This window comes from Streptomyces sp. NBC_00513 (assembly GCF_041431415.1).
Taxonomy (GTDB): domain Bacteria; phylum Actinomycetota; class Actinomycetes; order Streptomycetales; family Streptomycetaceae; genus Streptomyces.
Genome location: NZ_CP107845.1, coordinates 705,792 through 723,281, shown reverse-complemented (window position 1 = coordinate 723,281; position 17,490 = coordinate 705,792). Strand labels below are relative to the sequence as shown.

At 73.5% G+C, this 17,490-nt stretch carries 15 protein-coding genes; 10 read left to right on the top strand and 5 right to left on the bottom strand.

Going from position 1 to position 17,490, the window contains the following annotated elements; translation table 11 throughout:
- Window positions 1-34 precede the first annotated feature (34 nt).
- Complete coding sequence (locus tag OHA84_RS03620; RefSeq protein ID WP_266973426.1) at window positions 35-547, top strand: DUF1772 domain-containing protein; 513 nt, start codon at window positions 35-37, stop codon at window positions 545-547.
- Window positions 548-697: 150 nt separating this feature from the next.
- Here OHA84_RS03620 and OHA84_RS03615 read toward each other — a convergent pair whose 3' ends face one another.
- Entirely contained in the window at window positions 698-1,870 is a 1,173-nt protein-coding gene (locus tag OHA84_RS03615) for an alpha/beta hydrolase (protein ID WP_266973428.1), read from the bottom strand.
- Between the two features lie 137 nt (window positions 1,871-2,007).
- Here OHA84_RS03615 and OHA84_RS03610 point away from each other — a divergent pair, with 137 nt between their 5' ends.
- Entirely contained in the window at window positions 2,008-3,984 is a 1,977-nt protein-coding gene (locus OHA84_RS03610; RefSeq protein WP_266973430.1) for a protein kinase, read from the top strand.
- A 27-nt stretch (window positions 3,985-4,011) separates the two neighbouring features.
- Here OHA84_RS03610 and OHA84_RS03605 read toward each other — a convergent pair whose 3' ends face one another.
- Window positions 4,012-4,434, bottom strand: coding sequence for a YjbQ family protein (locus tag OHA84_RS03605; protein WP_266973432.1), 423 nt, complete (start codon window positions 4,432-4,434; stop codon window positions 4,012-4,014).
- A 157-nt stretch (window positions 4,435-4,591) separates the two neighbouring features.
- Here OHA84_RS03605 and OHA84_RS03600 point away from each other — a divergent pair, with 157 nt between their 5' ends.
- The 8 genes from OHA84_RS03600 (at window position 4,592) to OHA84_RS03565 (ending at window position 11,230) form a co-directional block, all read left to right on the top strand.
- Window positions 4,592-5,791 (top strand): YihY/virulence factor BrkB family protein, encoded by a 1,200-nt coding sequence (locus tag OHA84_RS03600; RefSeq protein WP_266973434.1) that lies wholly within the window; start codon window positions 4,592-4,594, stop codon window positions 5,789-5,791.
- Window positions 5,792-5,935: 144 nt separating this feature from the next.
- Window positions 5,936-6,367 (top strand): phage holin family protein, encoded by a 432-nt coding sequence (locus tag OHA84_RS03595; protein ID WP_266973435.1) that lies wholly within the window; start codon window positions 5,936-5,938, stop codon window positions 6,365-6,367.
- On the top strand, window positions 6,364-6,912 hold the full coding sequence (locus OHA84_RS03590; RefSeq protein WP_266973437.1) for a DUF3618 domain-containing protein: 549 nt from the start codon (window positions 6,364-6,366) through the stop codon (window positions 6,910-6,912). Before OHA84_RS03595 ends, OHA84_RS03590 begins: the two co-directional genes overlap by 4 nt.
- A gap of 325 nt (window positions 6,913-7,237) precedes the next feature.
- Window positions 7,238-7,771 carry a type 1 glutamine amidotransferase domain-containing protein gene (locus OHA84_RS03585; protein WP_053679836.1) on the top strand — a complete coding sequence of 178 codons (534 nt, stop codon included), beginning with the start codon at window positions 7,238-7,240 and terminating at the stop codon, window positions 7,769-7,771.
- A 122-nt stretch (window positions 7,772-7,893) separates the two neighbouring features.
- On the top strand, window positions 7,894-8,340 hold the full coding sequence (locus OHA84_RS03580; protein ID WP_266973440.1) for a hypothetical protein: 447 nt from the start codon (window positions 7,894-7,896) through the stop codon (window positions 8,338-8,340).
- A complete protein-coding gene (locus OHA84_RS03575) occupies window positions 8,337-9,335 on the top strand; it encodes a cation diffusion facilitator family transporter (protein ID WP_266973442.1) in 999 nt (332 codons plus the stop codon). The genes OHA84_RS03580 and OHA84_RS03575 overlap by 4 nt, the downstream gene beginning before the upstream one ends.
- A gap of 169 nt (window positions 9,336-9,504) precedes the next feature.
- Window positions 9,505-10,737 (top strand): PP2C family protein-serine/threonine phosphatase, encoded by a 1,233-nt coding sequence (locus tag OHA84_RS03570; RefSeq protein WP_266974138.1) that lies wholly within the window; start codon window positions 9,505-9,507, stop codon window positions 10,735-10,737.
- Between the two features lie 139 nt (window positions 10,738-10,876).
- Window positions 10,877-11,230 (top strand): PRC-barrel domain-containing protein, encoded by a 354-nt coding sequence (locus OHA84_RS03565; RefSeq protein WP_053679828.1) that lies wholly within the window; start codon window positions 10,877-10,879, stop codon window positions 11,228-11,230.
- A 129-nt stretch (window positions 11,231-11,359) separates the two neighbouring features.
- Here OHA84_RS03565 and OHA84_RS03560 read toward each other — a convergent pair whose 3' ends face one another.
- The 3 genes from OHA84_RS03560 to OHA84_RS03550 all read right to left on the bottom strand — a co-directional run bounded on the left by OHA84_RS03560 (window position 11,360) and on the right by OHA84_RS03550 (window position 17,399).
- Window positions 11,360-11,857, bottom strand: coding sequence for a hypothetical protein (locus tag OHA84_RS03560; RefSeq protein WP_266973446.1), 498 nt, complete (start codon window positions 11,855-11,857; stop codon window positions 11,360-11,362).
- Window position 11,858: 1 nt separating this feature from the next.
- Window positions 11,859-12,395 carry a hypothetical protein gene (locus OHA84_RS03555; RefSeq protein WP_053679824.1) on the bottom strand — a complete coding sequence of 179 codons (537 nt, stop codon included), beginning with the start codon at window positions 12,393-12,395 and terminating at the stop codon, window positions 11,859-11,861.
- A gap of 129 nt (window positions 12,396-12,524) precedes the next feature.
- Window positions 12,525-17,399, bottom strand: coding sequence for a HEAT repeat domain-containing protein (locus OHA84_RS03550; protein WP_266973448.1), 4,875 nt, complete (start codon window positions 17,397-17,399; stop codon window positions 12,525-12,527).
- Window positions 17,400-17,490 lie beyond the last annotated feature (91 nt).

Here is a 17,490-nt window from a genome sequence, read left to right as displayed (position 1 = left end):
GACTTCGGACGCCGGAACCGGGAGGCTGGGGATCATGCGCGTACACATAGTCCAGGGCGTCGCCCTGCTGTCCACGGGTCTGTTGGCCGGAGCGTTCGGCTACGGGGCGGTCAACCTCGTTCCCACCTTCAACGCCGTACCGCTCGACATGCGGCTGGACTTCCACGCCGAGCTGATGAAGATGAACGGCATCACCATGCAGGCGGCGATGGGGCTGTCGATCGTGAGCGCCGCGACGCTCGCCGTGCTCACGCGAGGTCGTGCCCGGTGGACCGCCGGCGCCGCGGGCCTGCTGACCCTGCTGTCCTTCCTGGTCACCCGGTTCGGCAACGTGCCGATCAACGGCCGCATCAAGCAGTGGGCCGCGGGTTCGGCTCCGGCCGACCATGCGGAGATCCTTGGGCGCTGGGAGGCGTTCAACATCACGCGCACGCTCACCGCGGTCCTCGCCTTCGCCCTGTTGACGGCCCTCGCGTCACGCCGGTCGCACTCGGACGCCGGCGCCCGATCGACGTCACGGGAGCGTCGACCTCTCCCCCGGGGCTGACCCGACGGCCCACCGACACCGCGCGGGTGGGGCTCGTGGAGAACGCGCCCGACGGGGCAGTGGCGCCCCCGCACGCGGTGGAGGGCCGCCCACCCGGGCGAGCGGCCCTCGCGGGGCGTCAAGGGCGGCCGACGGGCCGCGCACCGGCTGTCAGCGGCGGTGGAACACGACCTCCGGGTCGGCGGGGGTCGGTCCGTCCAGGCGCGGCGCCGGGATCCCGCGCAGGTGCAGGTCGAAGAAGTCGCCGACGTACGCCCGCGTGATCTGCTGGGAGCGGGTGCCCGAGAGCGGGGTCTCCGGATGGGAGTAGCCCACCTGATCGCCGAGAACGGGCCAGTCGGTGAAGCCCGGGTGACCCGCGCCCGTGACGGTCAACCACCTCTTCCAGCCGTCCAGGTGCGGCCAGTTGTCCTCCCACGAGGTGTCGGGGAAGTCGGGTGGCAGCAGGGCCGGGTCACCGGCGAGCATCAGGAACGGGCGGGCGCCGAGGCCGCCTTGCGGTATCGGGGTGAAGAACGTGCCGTCCATGTTCACTCCGGCGTCCACGCGCGGGTCCACGGCCATGGTGGCCGAAGCCGCCGCGCCGCCGATGGAGTGCCCGGCCATGCCGATGTGGCGGGAGTCGATCAGCCACGAGTACCGCCACGCGGAGCGCGGCCCGGTGAGGCGGTCCAGGACGAACGGAACGTCGCGGGCCCGACCGTCGGAGACCCGGTGCAGTGACCCGTCGGGAAAGACCTGCTCGCAGGCCTTGCAGGTGAGCAGGCGCCCGCCGGGGAAGACGGTGCCGTCCGACTCGTACGCGTGGTCCACCGCGGCCACGACGTACCCACGACTGGCGAGGTCCTCCGCCAGGGTGGTGAGCGAGGCGCGCGGCATCGTGAAGCCGGGGGAGAGCACGATGAGCGGGTAGCGGTGCGCGGAGGGTCGGGGCAGCGCGCCGGCGCGGGAGTGCGTACGAGTGGCGGCGAGTCGCTCGGGTGTGACGTACTCGCCGAGTCGGCCGCGGTCGGTCAGTAGCGCCTTGGCTTCGGGAACGGCCATGTAGGGGGCGGGAGTTCCGCTGTGTGCGAGCGCCGGGTAGTACAGCGACAGGAGCAGTTCCCGATCGGCCGTGGGGACCCAGGGGTCCTTGCGCTCGCGGTCCACCAGGTGCAGGGTGTCGCGGCCCACGGCGAACGCGCCGGTGGGGCGCGGGAGTTCGATGCCGGACGTCCCGCCGGCCGGGGCGACCGTGGCCGCGGCGGGGCTCGCGAAAGCGAGGGGTGCGGCCAGGGCCAGCCCGGCCGCCGCGGCCGTCAGCGCGCGAATGATCTTCTTCATGCCCGCATCCTAGACGTTAAGGCAAGGCTTACCTAAGTCCGAAGTGCCTTCAGGTGCGGTCGAGTTCGACCTCCCTGTTGCCGGACCGGGTCGCTCGGGTAGGTTTCTGGAAACATTTCCAATTCGATGGGGCTGACGTGTCAGAGCTGAGGGGGAGTGGGGCCGGGCCGCTGGAGGCGGGGGATCCGCGGCGGATCGGGCCCATTCCGTTGACGGGGCGACTCGGCGCCGGCGGTATGGGGCGGGTGTACCTCGGGGTCCATGACGGCCGGTACGTCGCCGTCAAGCAGTTGCTGGCTTCCGTCGTGGGCGAGGACGAGGACTTCCTGCGCCGCTTCGGACACGAGTTGGACAACCTCTCCCGGCTGCCGGCCGAGGCCACCGCACCGTTGCTGGCCAGTGACCGGACCGCCCGGCCGCCGTGGTTCGCGACCGCGTACATCCCCGGGATCACGCTGAGCAAGGCCGTCGAGTCGTACGGCGGTGGTCTCCCCGCCGACGCGCTGTGGCTGTTGCTGCGCGAAGCGGCGGCCGGGCTGAAGTCGGTACACGGCCTCGGGATGGTGCACCGGGACCTGAAACCGTCCAACGTGATGCTGACCTTGGACGGTCTCACCCTCATCGACTTCGGTATCGCCCGGGCCGCCGAACAGAGCCAACTGACCAGAACGGGAATGGTGGTGGGCACGCCCGCCTACATGGCGCCGGAACAGGCTTCGGGAAGGCGCGAGGTCAGCGGCGCCACCGACGTGTTCGCCCTCGGGTCGGTCCTCGCGTTCGCGGCATCCGGCACGCCGCCGTTCGGCGAGGAGTCGGGGCACGGCGTGCTGTACCGCGTCGTCCACGAGGAACCGGAACTGGACTGCCTGTGGGAACTGGACCCCGACCTCGCCGACCTCGCCGCGGCCTGCCTCGACAAGGACCCCGAGGGCCGCCCCACCGCCGGTGAACTCCACGAGCGCGCCGCGCGTCGGGGCCCGTTCGCCGAGCCGCTGTGGCCCGCGGCCGTCACGGCGACCCTGCGGGAGCGGGCCGCCTTCGCCGCGGGCGTGCCGGAGACCGACGTGCCGACGCTGCCGCTCACCGGCCAGGAGCCGGAGCCGGAGCCGTCGACGGACCAGGCCGCGAAGACCGGACCGGCTCCGAAGACCGGATCGGCCCCGAAGAACGGCCCCGCGCCGGAGGCGGACCCGAAACCCGCGCCCGAGGGCGTGTCCGTCGCCCTGCCCGCGAAGGGGCGGCGGCCCGAGCGGCCGCGGCGCCGTACCAGGGTCCTCCTCGCCGTCATCCCCGTCGTCGTGGTCGCGGGCGGCACGACGTTGGTCATCCAGAACCTGCCGTACACGTCCGCGCCACAGGCCGGCGCGCGGGGCGAGCGGTCCGCCCCCGCCGCGGTGCCCCCGGGCGGGAAGCCGCCGGCGTCGAGCGGGGCCCCGTCCGGTCAGGCGTCCCCCGTACAGTCCCCGGCCCCGGCGAGTTCCGGTGCGGACGGCAAGGACGGTGGGCAGGCCGGAGCGGGCGGGCTCGTACCCGTGGCCGCGGGCGGCGCGGGGGTCGGCCCGGGCGCGGGGACGGGGACGGGACCCGGCCCGGCGACGGGCCCGGTCCCCGGGGGCGGCGCACAGAACGGCGCCGGAGGCTCCGCGAACGGCGCGGGCGGCTCCGCGAACGGCGGCAACCCCGGCGGTGCCGGCAGCCCACGTCCTCCCGGCGGCGGATCGTCCACCGCACCCGTACCCCCCAAGGCCCCCGACTCCGGTACCTACCGCTACCGGAACGGCAACAAGGGCAAGTGCATCACCCAGGTCTTCGGGGCGTCGGACTTCGGCGACTGCTCCGCCTCCTCGGCGCGGTGGACCGTGCGGAGCGGGTCGAACGGAAGCTTCAAGCTCGTCAACCGGGAGAGCGGCCAGTGCCTGTACGCCAACGGCCTCGGCCAGGCCGTCTTCGTGGGCGACTGCGCCCAGGACATCGGCCGGCTGTGGCGTACGGGTGCGGGCGGCACCCTCCGCAGCGACTTCAGCGGAGGCTGCCTCGACCTCGGCATGAGCAGCGGTCTGGTCACGAACACCTGTGGTGGGGACGCCTCGCAACGTGGGACGAGGCAGGCCTGAGGCGTCCGCTTCCGTGACCGCGTCGCCTCAGGCCAGGAACGAGAGCCGTACCGTGCGGCGGGGGTTGTCCCGGTTGGTGTCCACCAGGACCACCGACTGCCAGGTTCCCAGGGCCAGTTCGCCCCCCACCACGGGCAGCGTGGCGTGCGGCGGGACGAGGGCGGGCAGCACGTGATCACGGCCGTGCCCCGGGGAGCCGTGCCGGTGGAGCCAGCGGTCGTCGGCGGGCAGCAGCGAGCGCAGGGCCTCCAACAGGTCGTCGTCGCTCCCGGCGCCCGTCTCGATGACGGCCAGCCCGGCCGTCGCGTGCGGGGTGAACACGTTGAGCAGTCCGTCCCGACCCCGGGCGGTCTCCCGCAGGAAGTCCGCGCAGGCCGAGGTCAGGTCGAGCACGGTTTCCGCGGAGCCCGTGGTCACGTCGATCGTCCGGGTGGTGAAGGTGTCTGTCACGGACCCATTCTCGCCCGGCGCGGCGGACCGGCGCCGCCGCCCCACCGGGTCCCGCCCCGACAACCGGTCGCCGCTCCCGTCCGACGGGCCGCGACCTCCGCTCCTCCCGGCGACGGCGCCGCTGATTGAGGTCGCGTATCGCGGACATCCGCTCGGTATGGCAGCGCTATGGGAACGCAAGCACCACGAGCAGGACCGGGCGGACGGGCGGCCGCCACACCGGCCCGCGGTCGTGGACACCGACCGGGAACCGCCCCGCGCGGCCCCGCTCGGCGACCGCGACGGAACTGTGGGCGGGGTCCGTGTGGACGAGGCGGAGCGCGATCGGGTCGGACCGGATCCCGGCGTGGAGCGCGACGAGCCCGACCGGCCCTCGGAGATGCCCAAGCGCGCCTGGGGCAAGGTGCTGAAGGGCACCCTGAAGGAGTTCGGCGACGACGAACTCGGCGACCGGGCCGCCGCGCTGACCTACTACGGCATCCTCGCGCTCTTCCCGGCCCTGCTCGTCCTCACCTCCCTGCTCGGGCTGGCCGGCCCCTCCACGGCGCAGCGGGCACTGGACCAGCTGGAACAGCTCGCGCCCGCCTCCGCCCGCGATGTGGTCGCCGACGCGGTGCAGCAGTTGCAGGGCCGCAGCGGCATCGGGTCCGCGGTCGCCGTCGTCGGTCTGGTGGTGGCCGTCTGGTCCGCCTCCGGGTACGTCGGCGCGTTCATCCGCGCCGCCAACGCCGTCTACGACGTGCCCGAGGGACGGCCCGTCTGGGTCGTGCTGCCGGTGCGGCTCGGCGTCACGGTCGTACTGATGGTGATGGCCGTCGCGAGCGCCCTGATCGTCGTCTTCACCGGCGGAGTCGCCCGCCGGGCCGGCGACGTGCTGGGCCTCGGCGACACCGCGCTCACGGTCTGGTCCATCGCCAAGTGGCCCGTGCTGGTCCTGCTGGTCACGAGCATGATCGCCCTGTTGTACTGGGCGACGCCGAACGCCAAGGGCCGCGGCTTCAAATGGATCACCCCGGGCAGCCTGCTCGCCCTGCTGATCTGGCTCGCGGCCTCGGTCGGATTCGCCGTCTACGTGGCGAACTTCGCCTCGTACAACAAGACGTACGGCACCCTGGCGGGTGTCGTCGTCTTCCTGGTCTGGCTGTGGATCACCAACCTGGCCATCCTCCTCGGCCTGGAGTTCGACGCGGAGATGTCCCGCCGGCGCGCCATCATGGGCGGGCATCCGGCCGACGAGGAGCCGTACGTCCGCCCCCGCGACACCCGCGCGTGGAGCCGGGAGGAACGGGAACGCGCGGAGCACCACCCGGGGCCGGGCGACGAGTCCGACGGGCATGCGGAAGCCACCCGGGTCTGAGTGCTCATCGGCGAGTGCGTGCCCCGACACGGGGAAGACGCCACCGGTGGCAGACGAGCCGCCGCCGCAACCGCAATCGAGGCCACACGACGTACCGGGCGAGGCCATCGGCCCGCCCGCGCATGGGAAGGCAGATCTCCGACGATGTACTCCTCAGTCGACCCCTCACCCCACGACCAGGCGGACGACACCGCTTCCGCCTCGACGAGCGCCCTCGTGAAACAGGCTTCGGAACAACTGACCCTGCTGGTCCGCCAGGAACTGCACCTGGCCACCGCCGAGATGCGGGAGAAGGGCAGGGGCCTGGGCCTCGGCGCCGGTCTCCTCAGCGGAGCCGGGCTCTTCGCCGTCCTGGCCCTCCAGGGCCTCGCCGCGACCGGCATCGTCGCCCTGGCCCTCGTCCTGCCGCTGTGGGCCGCGGCCCTCGTCGTCACCGGAATCCTCGCCGTGATCGCGGCCGCCCTGGCGGCGGCCGGCAAGAAGCAGGCGGTCCGGGCGACCCCGCCCACCCCCGAGCGGACCATCGACAGCGTGAAGGCCGACGTGGCCGAAATCAAGGAAAGGGCACATCGATGAGCGACGACCACACCCACGCGGACAAGGACCCGGCCACCCCGGACGAGTTGCGCGAGCAGATCGAGGCGACCCGTGACGAACTGGGCCGGACCGTGGAGGCGCTGGCCGCCAAGGCGGACGTCAAGGCCCGTGCCCAGGAGAAGACCGCCGAGGTCAAGGCCCGCGCCCAGGACAAGACCGCCGAGGTCAAGGCCGAGGCCCGGGAGAAGGCGGCCGAGGTGAAGGCGGGCGCCCACGACAAGGCCGCCGAGGTCAAGGCCCGCGCCCACGACAAGGCCGTCGAGGTGAAGGCGGGCGCCCAGGAGAAGGTCTCCGCCGTGGTCCACGCGGCGCAGGACCGGATCCCGGAGCCCGTGGCACAGAAGGCGGCGTCCCTGACCGGAGCCGTGGGAGCCGGGATCCGTGACGTCACCCCCGAGCGGGGGCGCGCGGAGGCGAGCCGGGCGGCCGAGGTAGCCCGCCGCCACCCCGCGCTCGTGGCGGCCGGGTGCGCCGTCCTCGCGTACGGCCTGGTGCGCCGCTACCGGGGGCGCCAGGGGAAGTGACCGGCCGGGCTCGGGTCCGGTTCCGGACCCGCTGCCCTCAGCCGACGCGGATCGCCACCAGCCAGGCGTCGTCGTCGCTCTCCTCGGGCGGGTACGCGGCCATGATGCGACCGAAGGGCCTGGTCGGGCTCGTGGCCGTCGCCGTCGTCCCCACAACCGTGCCCGGGGCCGTCGCCCCGCCGCACGGGTCGGGGGAGCAATCGGATGATTGCGACACCACGAGCCGGGCAGGCGCGGGGTGCACGGTGAACCCACCGGCCCGGACCCAGGCCCCCGCACAACGGGCGGGGGACGCCGGAGCCCCGAACCGAAGGAAGTGAACGCGGTGCGCATCGCATTCCTGACCGCGCCCGAAGGCGTCGAGGAAGTCGAACTGACCGAGCCGTGGAAGGCCGCCCTGGAAGCAGGCTGGAACCCCCAACTCGTCTCGACGGAACCGGGACAGGTGCAGGCCTTCGACCACCTCGACAAGGCCGGCAGGTTCACCGTGGACCACGTGCTCGCGGGTGACACCTCGGACGCCTTCGACGCACTCGTACTGCCCGGCGGCGTCGCCAACCCGGACGCGCTGCGGATGAACGAGCGCGCCGTCGGGTTCATCAGGAGCTTCTTCGACGCGGGCAAGCCCGTCGCCGCGATCTGCCACGCCCCCTGGACGCTGGTGGAGGCCGAGGTCGTACGCGGTCGCACCCTCACCTCGTGGCCCAGTCTCGCCACCGACATCCGCAACGCGGGCGGCACCTGGGTGGACGAAGAGGTCCACGTCTGCCACGCGGCCCCCGGCACGCTGGTGACCAGCCGCAAGCCCGACGACCTGGACGCCTTCTGCGCCGCCTTCGTCAAGGAGTTCGCCGCCTGATCCGCCCACGCCCCCTCCGTGCGCGGGCCGCCCGAACCCCCTCCTCGGCCGAACGGGCGCCGTACGGGCCCCGTGCACGCGTGGGCCGCATACGGGTCCGGGCCCCGGGCAGGCGAAGGGGCATGGACTACTCCACCACGCATCCCCCGCGGTTCCGCGTCACCGTCGAGGGAGAGCGCTTCACCTGTGAGGAAGCCCAGGGACTGGGTTCGCGGGGGGACGGCGAGGCCTTCGGCCCGGACCTCACGGTGACCCTGACCGGCTGTGTCCTCGCCGACGCCCCCGACGCCCTCTCCTGGGCCCTCGCGGAGGAGGCCGACGGACCGCGACCCGTCCGCGTCACCATCGACGAGACGGATGCCGGCGGACGCGAGGTACTCACCACCTGGCAGCTGACCGACGCGGCCCCGGCGCAGCTCCAGGGCGCCGAGACGAGGGCGGCGGACCACGAGGGTCGCATTCGGCGGCTCACCCTGAACGCCACCCGGATCACCGAGCTTCCGCGCACCGCGGGAACCCCTGGTACCGCCGGTGTCCCGGGGACCTCGGCGCCCGCGGACACGCGATGACACGGTCCGCCGGGACGGCGGCCGAACGCGACGGCGAAACCCGCATCACGGTGTGGGTGGCCCTCGGCGCGAACCTGGTCATCTGCGTGGCCAAGGGCGTCGGCGGCGTCATCGCCGGATCCCCGGCCCTGCTGTCCGAGGCGGCGCACTCCGTGGCCGACAGCCTCAACGAGGTCTTCCTGCTCGCGTCGGTCAAACGCAGCAGGCGCCCGGCCGACAAGCGCCACCCGTTCGGCTACGGCAAGGAACGCTTCTTCTGGTCCCTGCTCGCGGCCGTGGGCATCTTCGTCACCGGCGGCTGCTTCTCGGTCTTCCAGGGCATCGAGGCCTTCCGGTCCGGCGGCTCCGAATCGCACAAGGGCTACGTCATCGGCCTGATCGTGCTCTTCGCGGCGCTGCTCGCCGAAGGGGCCTCGCTCGTCCGCGCCGTACGCCAGGTGCGCGGCGAAGCCCGCGAGGCCGGGCGCAGCACGACCGAGGAGATCCGCCAGGTAAGGGATCCGGCCCTGCGCACCGTCCTGGCCGAGGACAGCACGGCCTGCGCCGGTGTCGTCCTCGCCATGATCGGCATGGCACTCCACATGGTGACCGGTGAGGTGGCGTACGAGGCGTGGGCCTCCATCCTGATCGGTGTGCTCCTCGTCTACGTGGCCTACACCCTGGGCAAGGGGGCCCGGGCCCAACTGATCGGCGAGGCGGCCGATCCCGCCATGCAGAGCGAGGTACGGGCCCTGCTGCGGCGGCAGCCCGAGATCGACTCCGTCACGGCGCTGCTCACCATGCAGCTCGGGCCGGATTCGGTGCTGCTGGCCGCCGGGATCGACCTGACGGCCGGATACGACAGTGAGACCGTCGAGGACGCGATGGTCCGCATCCGGGACGAGCTGAAGGCACGGTGGCCCGAGTTGGACCAGGTGTTCCTCGACGTCACCGACGCCGCGGCGGCCCGCCGCGCGGCCGGGCGCGAGGAAGCGGAACACCCGGCGGGCGCGTGAGCCCCCCGAGCCCGCGGACGGGGGAGCCGAGGAGCCACGCGCACGCGGAGCCGGACGCCGGCGGGCGCGGCGCGCGTCGACGGCGAAACCCGCGCGCGTGTGGTGCACTGGATCCACCGGCGCGGGAGATGAGTCTGTGGCGATCGATCGGCGGGACGACAGCCCGACCATGCTGACCGGCCTCCTGGCGGCTGGCCACCTCATGCCCATGGACCTCCTGCCGGCCAAGGTCGCCGAACACGCGGCCCGGGCCGGCTTCCGCCACGTACGGATCTACGTGGCGGACATGCAGGAGCGCGTGCTCCGCGTACTGCCCCACCCACCCTCGGCCCTGCCGGAAACAGCGACGGCTCGCGCGGACGATCGCGAGATCAGGATCGAGGGCACCCTCGCCGGGCGCGCCTACCAGCACGGCGAGATCGTGCACACGTCGGCGGACCCGCTCCACGCGCAGTGGTGGGTGCCGATGCTGAACGGCAGCGAGCGGCTCGGCCTGCTGCGCCTCACCCCGGACGAGAACGATGCGCGGGCCCGCCGGGACGCCGAGGCCCTGGCCTCCCTCGTCGCCCTGCTGATCGTCACCAAGAGCGACCAGAGCGACGCGTACGCGCGGCTCGTGCGGACGGCCCCGATGAACGTGGCGGCCGAGATGCAGTGGCACCTGATCCCGCCGCGGACGTACGCGGACGGTCGGGTCGTCGTCGCCGCCACGATGGAACCCGCGTACGAGATCAGCGGGGACGCCTTCGACTACGCGATGACGGGCCCGGTCGTCCACCTGTCGGTGTTCGACGCCATGGGTCACGACACGGCGGCCGGACTGGCCGCGAACCTCGCCGTCGGAGCCTGCCGCAACGCCCGCCGGCAGGGGGCGGACCTCGTCGGCATGAGCGAGCGGGTGGAGGAGGTGCTGATCGAGCAGTTCCGACGCGGCATCTACGTGACGGGCGTCCTCGCCGAGCTGGACACGCGTACCGGGGTCCTGACCTGGGTCAACCGGGGTCATCTTCCGCCGCTCGTCATCAGGGGCGGCCGCTGGGCCGGCCAACTGGCCTGCCCGCCCGCCCATCCCATGGGCACCGACCTCGGGCTGCCCGTCCGGACGTGCAGGGAGCAACTGGAGCCGGGGGACTGCCTGGTCCTGTACACCGACGGCATCACGGAGGCGCGACGGCCCGGCTCCACCGAGTTCGGTCTCGCGAACTTCACCGACTTCCTGATCCGCCACCACGCCGACGGTCTGCCCCTCCCGGAGACGTTGCGGCGCCTCGTCCAGGCGGTCATGGGTCACCACGACGGACGGCTCCAGGACGATGCGACCGTGCTGTTGTGCGAATGGTTCGGCCCCGACGCCGAACCCACACAAACGGCGGCGGCGCGCACGGGCGTGGTCCGACCCTGAGTGCCCCGTGTGGGTCGGAGCTTTCAGGGCAGGCGACCCTGTGGCGGTTCCGCGCCTCTCCGGATCATCCCTCTCCGGATCATCGAGGACGCCGTGGAGAAGAGGACCGTCACATCGATTGGGTGAAGGGGTTGTTCACATGACCGGGAATGTGTGGGGTTACCGCGAGACGTCCGGCCGACTGGCCGATGTCGATCTGACGGGTTTCAAGGTCGAGGCCACGGACGGCTCCATCGGCAAGGTCGACAAGCATTCCGACGAGGTCGACTCCTCGTACATCGTGGTCGACACCGGCCCGTGGATCTTCGGCAAGGAAGTGCTCCTGCCCGCCGGCACGGTCAGCCGGATCGAGGTGGACGAGCGGCGGATCCACGTCAACCGGACGAAGGAGCAGATCAAGCACGCTCCCGAGTTCATCCAGGACAAGCACCTCCAGGACGCGGACTACCACCGCCAGATCGGCCGCTACTACGACGAGCCGCACACCTTCTGACGGGACGCCTCCCGGCGGGACGGCGCATGCGACGGGGCCGGGGCGAACACCACCACGTGGTGTTCGCCCCGGCCCCGTCTGCGCGTCGGTCGCGCGTCGATCGCGCGTCGATCGGGTCGGGGTGCGCGCTCAGGTCTTGAGGAGGCGGTTGAAGAATGAACGGTAGCGCTGCAGCGCGAGCCGCAGATCCTCCGTGGCGACCTGCTCGCCGCGTCCCCACTGGCCCTCGAGTTCCTGCTTGTGAGCGGAGAAGGTCCGGGCGAGTTCCTGCATCACCTCGGCCACCAGCGTGTCCGCGGACGTCACGGCCTCCTTCGGGTCGTCGACGAAGCGCCCCTGGATCTCGGCCCACCGCTCCCGGAAGCCCTCCGTCTCCGCGCCGGCCAACAAGGGTTCGTCACGCTCGTCCCGTTGCCCGCGTCCCTCGGCGTGCTCCGGCCCGTCCCGGACGTCGCCAGGCGCCTTCTCGTCCCGTGCGCCGTCCCGCGCCTCGGCGGTCTCGCTCTCCAGGGCCGTCGCCTCGCCGGGGTACACGGCCTGGGCGCCGGTCGCACCCGGATTGGCGAGGCTCTCCGTGGTCAGCCGGTCCTCGTCGCCCCGGCCCGCCGTGTCACCGTGTTCCCGCATGTCATCGACCTCCTTCGCTGCTCAGCAGTTCCTCGAACAGGGCGCGGTAGTGGACCATGGCGCCGCGGAGTTCCTCCGTGGTCGCCTCGGCTCCGCTGCCGCGCAGGTTGATCTCGTGGGCCGCGCGATAGTGCTCCAGGGTGCGGCCGTGCTCCACCGACAGGTCCCGGACCTGCCCCTGGTAGCCGTCGGCCGGGTAGCCGCGTTCGCGCATCAGGCGCGTCACCAGTTCGTCCGCCTGGGCGACCGAGGCCTCGGGGCGGTCCACGAAGCGTTCCTGGACGTCGCGCCACTCATCGGTGTACTGGACACGCCGCTCGGCGGGCAGTTCCTTGATGTCGAGCGTGTCGTGGCGTTGCTCGCGAGCCCGCAGCTCGCGGTCGGCCGCTCTCCGGCCGCCTTCGGCCTCGACCGTGCGATCGTATTCGGGGCCGAACTGTTGCCGCAGGTGACGGCGGCGCGAGAAGGTCCACAACGCGGCGATCAGGGCGATCAGTACCAGCGCGGCGATGATGACGATGAGCGTGGTTGTCGACATGGCGGCCTCCAGACCGGGGCCTCGTCCTTCCGGCTGTAGGCGACTGCCCACGAGCCCTCCGCGCAAACCATTGGCCAAGGGTGGGCGGTGGTCGTCGGCCTCCGATCGACGGTTCCACCCGACGGTGGTTCAGGTGCCGGCCGCGATGCGGCCCAGCACCTCCGCGTAGCGCGCCCGCCGGTCGGGGCGGGCGTGGTCGGCGGCGCGCCTGAGCGCGGGGACCGCCGGAGCGCCCAGACGCGCGAGACCGTCGGCCGCGGTCCGGCGAACCACGGGACGCGCGTGTTCGAGCAAGCCGACCAGGGCGGGGATCGCCGGTTCCCAGGCCGCTCGGGACAGGCTCCGGATCGCCATGCGGACCACGTCCGGCTGCGGGTCGTGCAGCAGGACCAGCGTGTGCCGAAGGTGGCTCGGCCGGTCCAGCACCGCCCGGGAGGTCCGGTGGGCGTGCAGGCGGACCCCCGCTGTGGGGTGGTGCAGCAACTCACCGATCAGCTCCCGCACCCCGAGGTCCGGACCCGGGCCCCGGTGCTCCTCGGCGAGGCGGGTCAGGGCCCGGCGGATCTCGTCGGGAGTCCCGGTACGGGTCGCGTCCGACAGCTCCCGCAGGGCCGGACGGCGTGGGGCCCGCGGGGTGGACGGCTCGGCGCGGGCGCGTAGTGAGGCGAGCGCTGCCGCGTCCCGACTCACGGCCGCGGGGCCGCGCAGCGGGCCGTCGACCAGCAGGATCCGGTCCGCGAGCTCGTCGTGTCCCTCGGCGCGGAGCCGCCGGCACGCCCGCGTCAGGGCCGGAGTGCGCAGCAGCGCCCGACCCGCGATCAGGTCCACCAGCCCCCGGGCACCGGCGTCGAGACGTGCGCCGAGAGCGTGGGCGAGCGCGTCGACGGGCGCCCTGCGCAACTCGACCGCGGCGGCGTGATGGACGGCGGGCGTCCCGTGCTCCCACCAGTGCGACAGCAGCGGGAGCAGCGGTACGAGGTCGGGCGGCGCGAGCAGCGAGGCCACGCGGATCACGTGCTCGGGTGGAACCTCGTCGGCCCGGAGTTCCGCCGGGTCGAGCGTGATCATGGTGCGGGCCAGGTCGGCGCCGACGTCGACCGTCGTCCGCCCGCGCAGGGCCGCCCGGAGCACGGCGAGCCGGATCCCGGGCTCGGGCCAGGTCAGGAGGGCGCGGGCGGCGGCGTTCCGGCGCTCGGGGTCAGGGGAGTCCGACATCGTCAGCAGGCGGTCGCGCAGAGCCGCCGAGCGCGGCTGATCGAGGTCGTCGGCGTGCGCGCGGCGCGGTACGCCCGCACGCCCCGGCGTCGGTCGTGGTCCGGAGGCGCTCTCGCCGATCGTCCAGGTCGGTGCGTCCAGGGGCTGGAGGGCCGTCATCCAGTCGAGCAGCGGGTCACGGACCTCGGGATCGGCGGTGGCGTAGACGTCGATCAGCGCGGACAACCGCTCCCGGGAGTCGGGCGCTTCCTCGTCACGCGTGCGGCCGAGGTCGCGCGTGCCGGGGAGGTCGTGGACATCGCGGAGGCGGAAGTCGGCAAGCGCGGCCGGTGTGCGCACCGAGGCCTCCAAGGCGGTCCGCCAGTCTCCTGCGGGCAGGGACGGTACTCCTCCGGGCAGGGGCGGTACGTCGAACGCCTCGCGCAGCACCTCGGTTCGGGCCCGCCAGGGGTCGGCGCCGAACCCGGCCACCGCGAGCGCGCGGTCGAGGTCCGCGCGGACCAACACCGCCCCGCACCGGCGCAGCAGCGTCAGCGTGGGCCGGTCGGGCGTGTGCGCGGAGGGGGCAGGCAGGGCGCGTACGGCGTCGACGACCGCCGCCGCCGACGCCGGGGTGAGCAACGGTGCCACCGCTTCGAGGACCGCGACGAGGTCCGGGCGGTCCCCGCCCGACCCGTCGGCCAGGGCGTCGAGGAGCACCCGGGCGGACCGGGCCCAGGAGGCGAGCTCCCGGTCCGTCCAGGGCGCGGGGCAGAGCCGCAGGGTGAACCGCAGGACCGCCCCACGGGCCGCCCGGGGCGCGGAGCCGGCCAGGCGGAGCCAGTCCGCCAGCAGGGGCCGCAGCTCGCGCAGCCGGTCTGCGCGCGGAGGTTCGGGACGCTCGGCGACGCGGAGCGCGACGGCGGGATTCCAGCGGCCCGCCGCCAGCGAGGCCACGTCGAAGTCAGTTTCGTCGATTGGCGGCGATGCCGGCCCGGCGGGAAGGACGATGCCGTGCCGGTCCAGCGCCGGTGTCAACTCCTCCCGTGTGCCGGACGCCAGGCGGACCCGGCCGTCCGCCACCAGCGCGAGCAGCGCGGGCGCGACCGGTGAGGCCTGGTCGGCCAACGCGAGGACCGAGCGCGCCGGCAGGACACCGTCCAGAGCCTCCGCGAGCAGGGCCCGGGCGCGATTCGTCTCGGCGTGCTCCGCCGCGGCGAGGACGGTGGCCGCGTACGCGTCGCCGAGTATCGCGCGAAGCGCCTCGACGAGCGTGCCGCGGAGCCCCGGGTTGTCGTGCCGGCCCAGCATGCGGAGCAGTTCCGCAACCGCCGGGGCCGCGCCCGCGTGCACCAGGGCCTGGGCGGCCGTCTTCTTGACGTTCATGTTCGGATGGGCGAGACACGCGGCGATTGCCGCGCACGCCCAGCGGGCCCGCGCGTGGCCGAGGGCCAGCAGCGCCCTCCGGACGGTCTGCACGTCCCCGGCGCGGGTCAGCGCGATCAACGTGGCCGACAGGGCCCGCGCGTCGTCCCCCGTGACATCGCGGGCGAGCAACGCGATCGTGTGCTTGCGCACGTGCCGGTCACGGTGACGCAGCAGGTGGTGCACCCGTGCGCGAACGCGCGGGCCGGGGGCCCGGGACAACAGTTCCAGGAGGATCGTCTTCTCCCTGTCCGACAGCCCGGGCCGGTCCAACAGATCCAACACCAGGGTCGCGAGCAGCGCCCTGCCCGCCGCCGGCGCGTCCGCCGCGTCGAGCAGGCACGAAGGTCGGATCCGACGCCGCTCGTACAGGCGGGAACCCAAGGCGGTCAGCGCGTGCTCGGCTTCCCGGGGAACGGTCGGTTCGGCGTTCGGCGTCTCGCCCTCGAACCGTGTGACGTCGCCCCCCGGCTCCCGGAACGCCGCCAACTCGCCCACCACGCGCAGCAGCAGGTCCGCGAGGGCGGGCAGGGTGCCCGCCCCGCCGTGGGCGGCGAGCCGGCACAGCGCCGTCAACGGTTCGTCCGGGTCCAGATGGGCTCCGAGGAGGGCCAGCTCCTCCTCGTCGGGGCCGCCGAGATCGGCCGCGATGCGCGCCGGCAGATCGGTGGGGTCGAGGCGGACGAGGAGGTCACGCCGCCGGCCCCGGTCGTCGGTCAGATGCCACAGCAGTTCCAGTGCCCGGTCGCGCACCGCGCGCAGGTGGGGCGCGATGACACCGCTCCCCTCACCGCCCTGTGCGGCGTCCTCGGCGGCGGGCAGCCCGAGCCCTTCCCGCAGCGCCCGCACCGTGCGGTGTCCGCCGATGGCCTCCAACGCGTCCAGGGCCGCCCCGGGGGCCTTGGGGAGGAGCGCGATGACCACGTCCTCGGCCTCCGTGTACCGCAGTTCACGGATCGCGGCGAGGAACGGTTCGGGTGCGCCGGCCGACGCGAACACCCGCGTGATCTCCTCTCCGACGGGAAGCTCCCGCGCCCCCTGCCCGGCCATCGCGACGAGCAGGGCGAGCCGCCTCGGCCCGCTCTGATCGGCGTCGGCGTCGTCATCGGCGTCGATCAGCACCCGCAGCGCCGCGTGTCGGCAGGTGAAGAGGATCGTGGCGACCTCGTGCGGTGCGATCGAATGGTCGGCCAGCGCCAGGCCGACGATGGCCGGCACGTCCTCGTCGGCCGGGAAGTGACCACGCCGGTGGAGCCCGCGCAGGCAGGTCACCGCGGGTGCGCCGAGCAGCAGCGGATCCCGGGCGGCGATGGCGGTCAGTTCCCGGATGTCACCGCGCCCGGCCAGGTCACCGAGGAGTTCGAGCGCGCGGCGGCGAAGCGCGGCCGGCCGACCGGGATCGGCGGCGACGCGCCGCACCGGGTCCCGGTGGCCGTGGCGGGCGGCAGCCGAGAGCGCGGCATCGGCGACCTCGACCGGGGTGGCTTCCGGACCGGAGGTGAGGAAGACGGACAGTCGCCCTTCCGGCAGCGGCTCCAGGGCCGCCCACGGCTCGGCGAGCTCGAGCAGCGCGGCGACCACGACGGCGGTGGCGGTGCGCGAGCCGACTGCCGAGCCGACTGCCGAACCGGGATCCGCCGAGCCGACTGCCGAGCCGACCGCCGAACCGGGATCCGCCGAGCCGACTGCCGAGCCGACCGCCGAACCGGGATCCGCCGAGTCGGAGCCGTGCGTGCCGATGTTCTGCACGTCGACGCCCAGCACCCCGGTGCCCAGCAGGGCGAGGACGTGCTCGCGTACGCGCGCGGGGGCCAACAGCCCCGCGTGCAGGCCCTCGCGGGCGAGCCGCAAGGCTTCGGCGCGCAACACCTGATCCCCGCTGTCCGCAAGCTCGGCCACCAGCCGCCCCGGCCGGTGCGCGGCGGTCACACTCGCCTCCCGGACCGCCTGGTAAAGGAGTTCACCCCGTGCCTCGTGTCGGAGCACCGCCGGGTCGTCGAGAAGTTCGGCGCGCAGCCAGGCGATCCGTACCCGCACCGGCAGGTCGGCCGTACGCCACGAAGGCCGGCGCCGATCCCGGAGATACGGTCCCAGGTGCGCGTGGAGGTTCGCCTGGAGCAAAGCCGCTTCGGGCGGTTCCACCACGAAGTCGGGCAGCAGCGAAGCCAGTTCGGCCGTCTCCCGCTCGTCCGCCGCCGGTGGGGTCGCACTTACCCGTCCGCTGAGCAGCAGCAGGCCCAGATGACGCAGGCGCGGGTTCGCGTGCCGAACGAGGCGTACCAGGACGGCCGGTCGGCAGGACCGGGCGTCGAGGTGGTCGGACAACCAGCCCGCGTCGCACCGGTGCAGCGCCTCGTCGATGAGGTGGTCCGTCGAGGTCGTCATCGTCGGATGGTAGGTCGGCCGCCGGCCACCCCACCAGCGGGTTTGGCCGCTCGACCGGAACCGGCCCGTCATCCCGCGCCGGGTGGGGTGC

Excerpts from the sequence above, each read along its gene's own strand:
- OHA84_RS03560 (WP_266973446.1), bottom strand. The coding sequence starts at position 11,857 with ATGCGGGAACACGGTGACACGGCGGGCCGGGGCGACGAGGACCGGCTG.
- OHA84_RS03570 (WP_266974138.1), top strand. The coding sequence starts at position 9,505 with ATGCTGACCGGCCTCCTGGCGGCTGGCCACCTCATGCCCATGGACCTC.
- OHA84_RS03600 (WP_266973434.1), top strand. The coding sequence starts at position 4,592 with ATGGCAGCGCTATGGGAACGCAAGCACCACGAGCAGGACCGGGCGGAC.
- OHA84_RS03615 (WP_266973428.1), bottom strand. The coding sequence starts at position 1,870 with ATGAAGAAGATCATTCGCGCGCTGACGGCCGCGGCGGCCGGGCTGGCC.
- OHA84_RS03595 (WP_266973435.1), top strand. The coding sequence starts at position 5,936 with ATGTACTCCTCAGTCGACCCCTCACCCCACGACCAGGCGGACGACACC.
- OHA84_RS03580 (WP_266973440.1), top strand. The coding sequence starts at position 7,894 with ATGGACTACTCCACCACGCATCCCCCGCGGTTCCGCGTCACCGTCGAG.
- OHA84_RS03550 (WP_266973448.1), bottom strand. The coding sequence starts at position 17,399 with ATGACGACCTCGACGGACCACCTCATCGACGAGGCGCTGCACCGGTGC.
- OHA84_RS03575 (WP_266973442.1), top strand. The coding sequence starts at position 8,337 with ATGACACGGTCCGCCGGGACGGCGGCCGAACGCGACGGCGAAACCCGC.
- OHA84_RS03620 (WP_266973426.1), top strand. The coding sequence starts at position 35 with ATGCGCGTACACATAGTCCAGGGCGTCGCCCTGCTGTCCACGGGTCTG.
- OHA84_RS03555 (WP_053679824.1), bottom strand. The coding sequence starts at position 12,395 with ATGTCGACAACCACGCTCATCGTCATCATCGCCGCGCTGGTACTGATC.
- OHA84_RS03565 (WP_053679828.1), top strand. The coding sequence starts at position 10,877 with ATGACCGGGAATGTGTGGGGTTACCGCGAGACGTCCGGCCGACTGGCC.
- OHA84_RS03590 (WP_266973437.1), top strand. The coding sequence starts at position 6,364 with ATGAGCGACGACCACACCCACGCGGACAAGGACCCGGCCACCCCGGAC.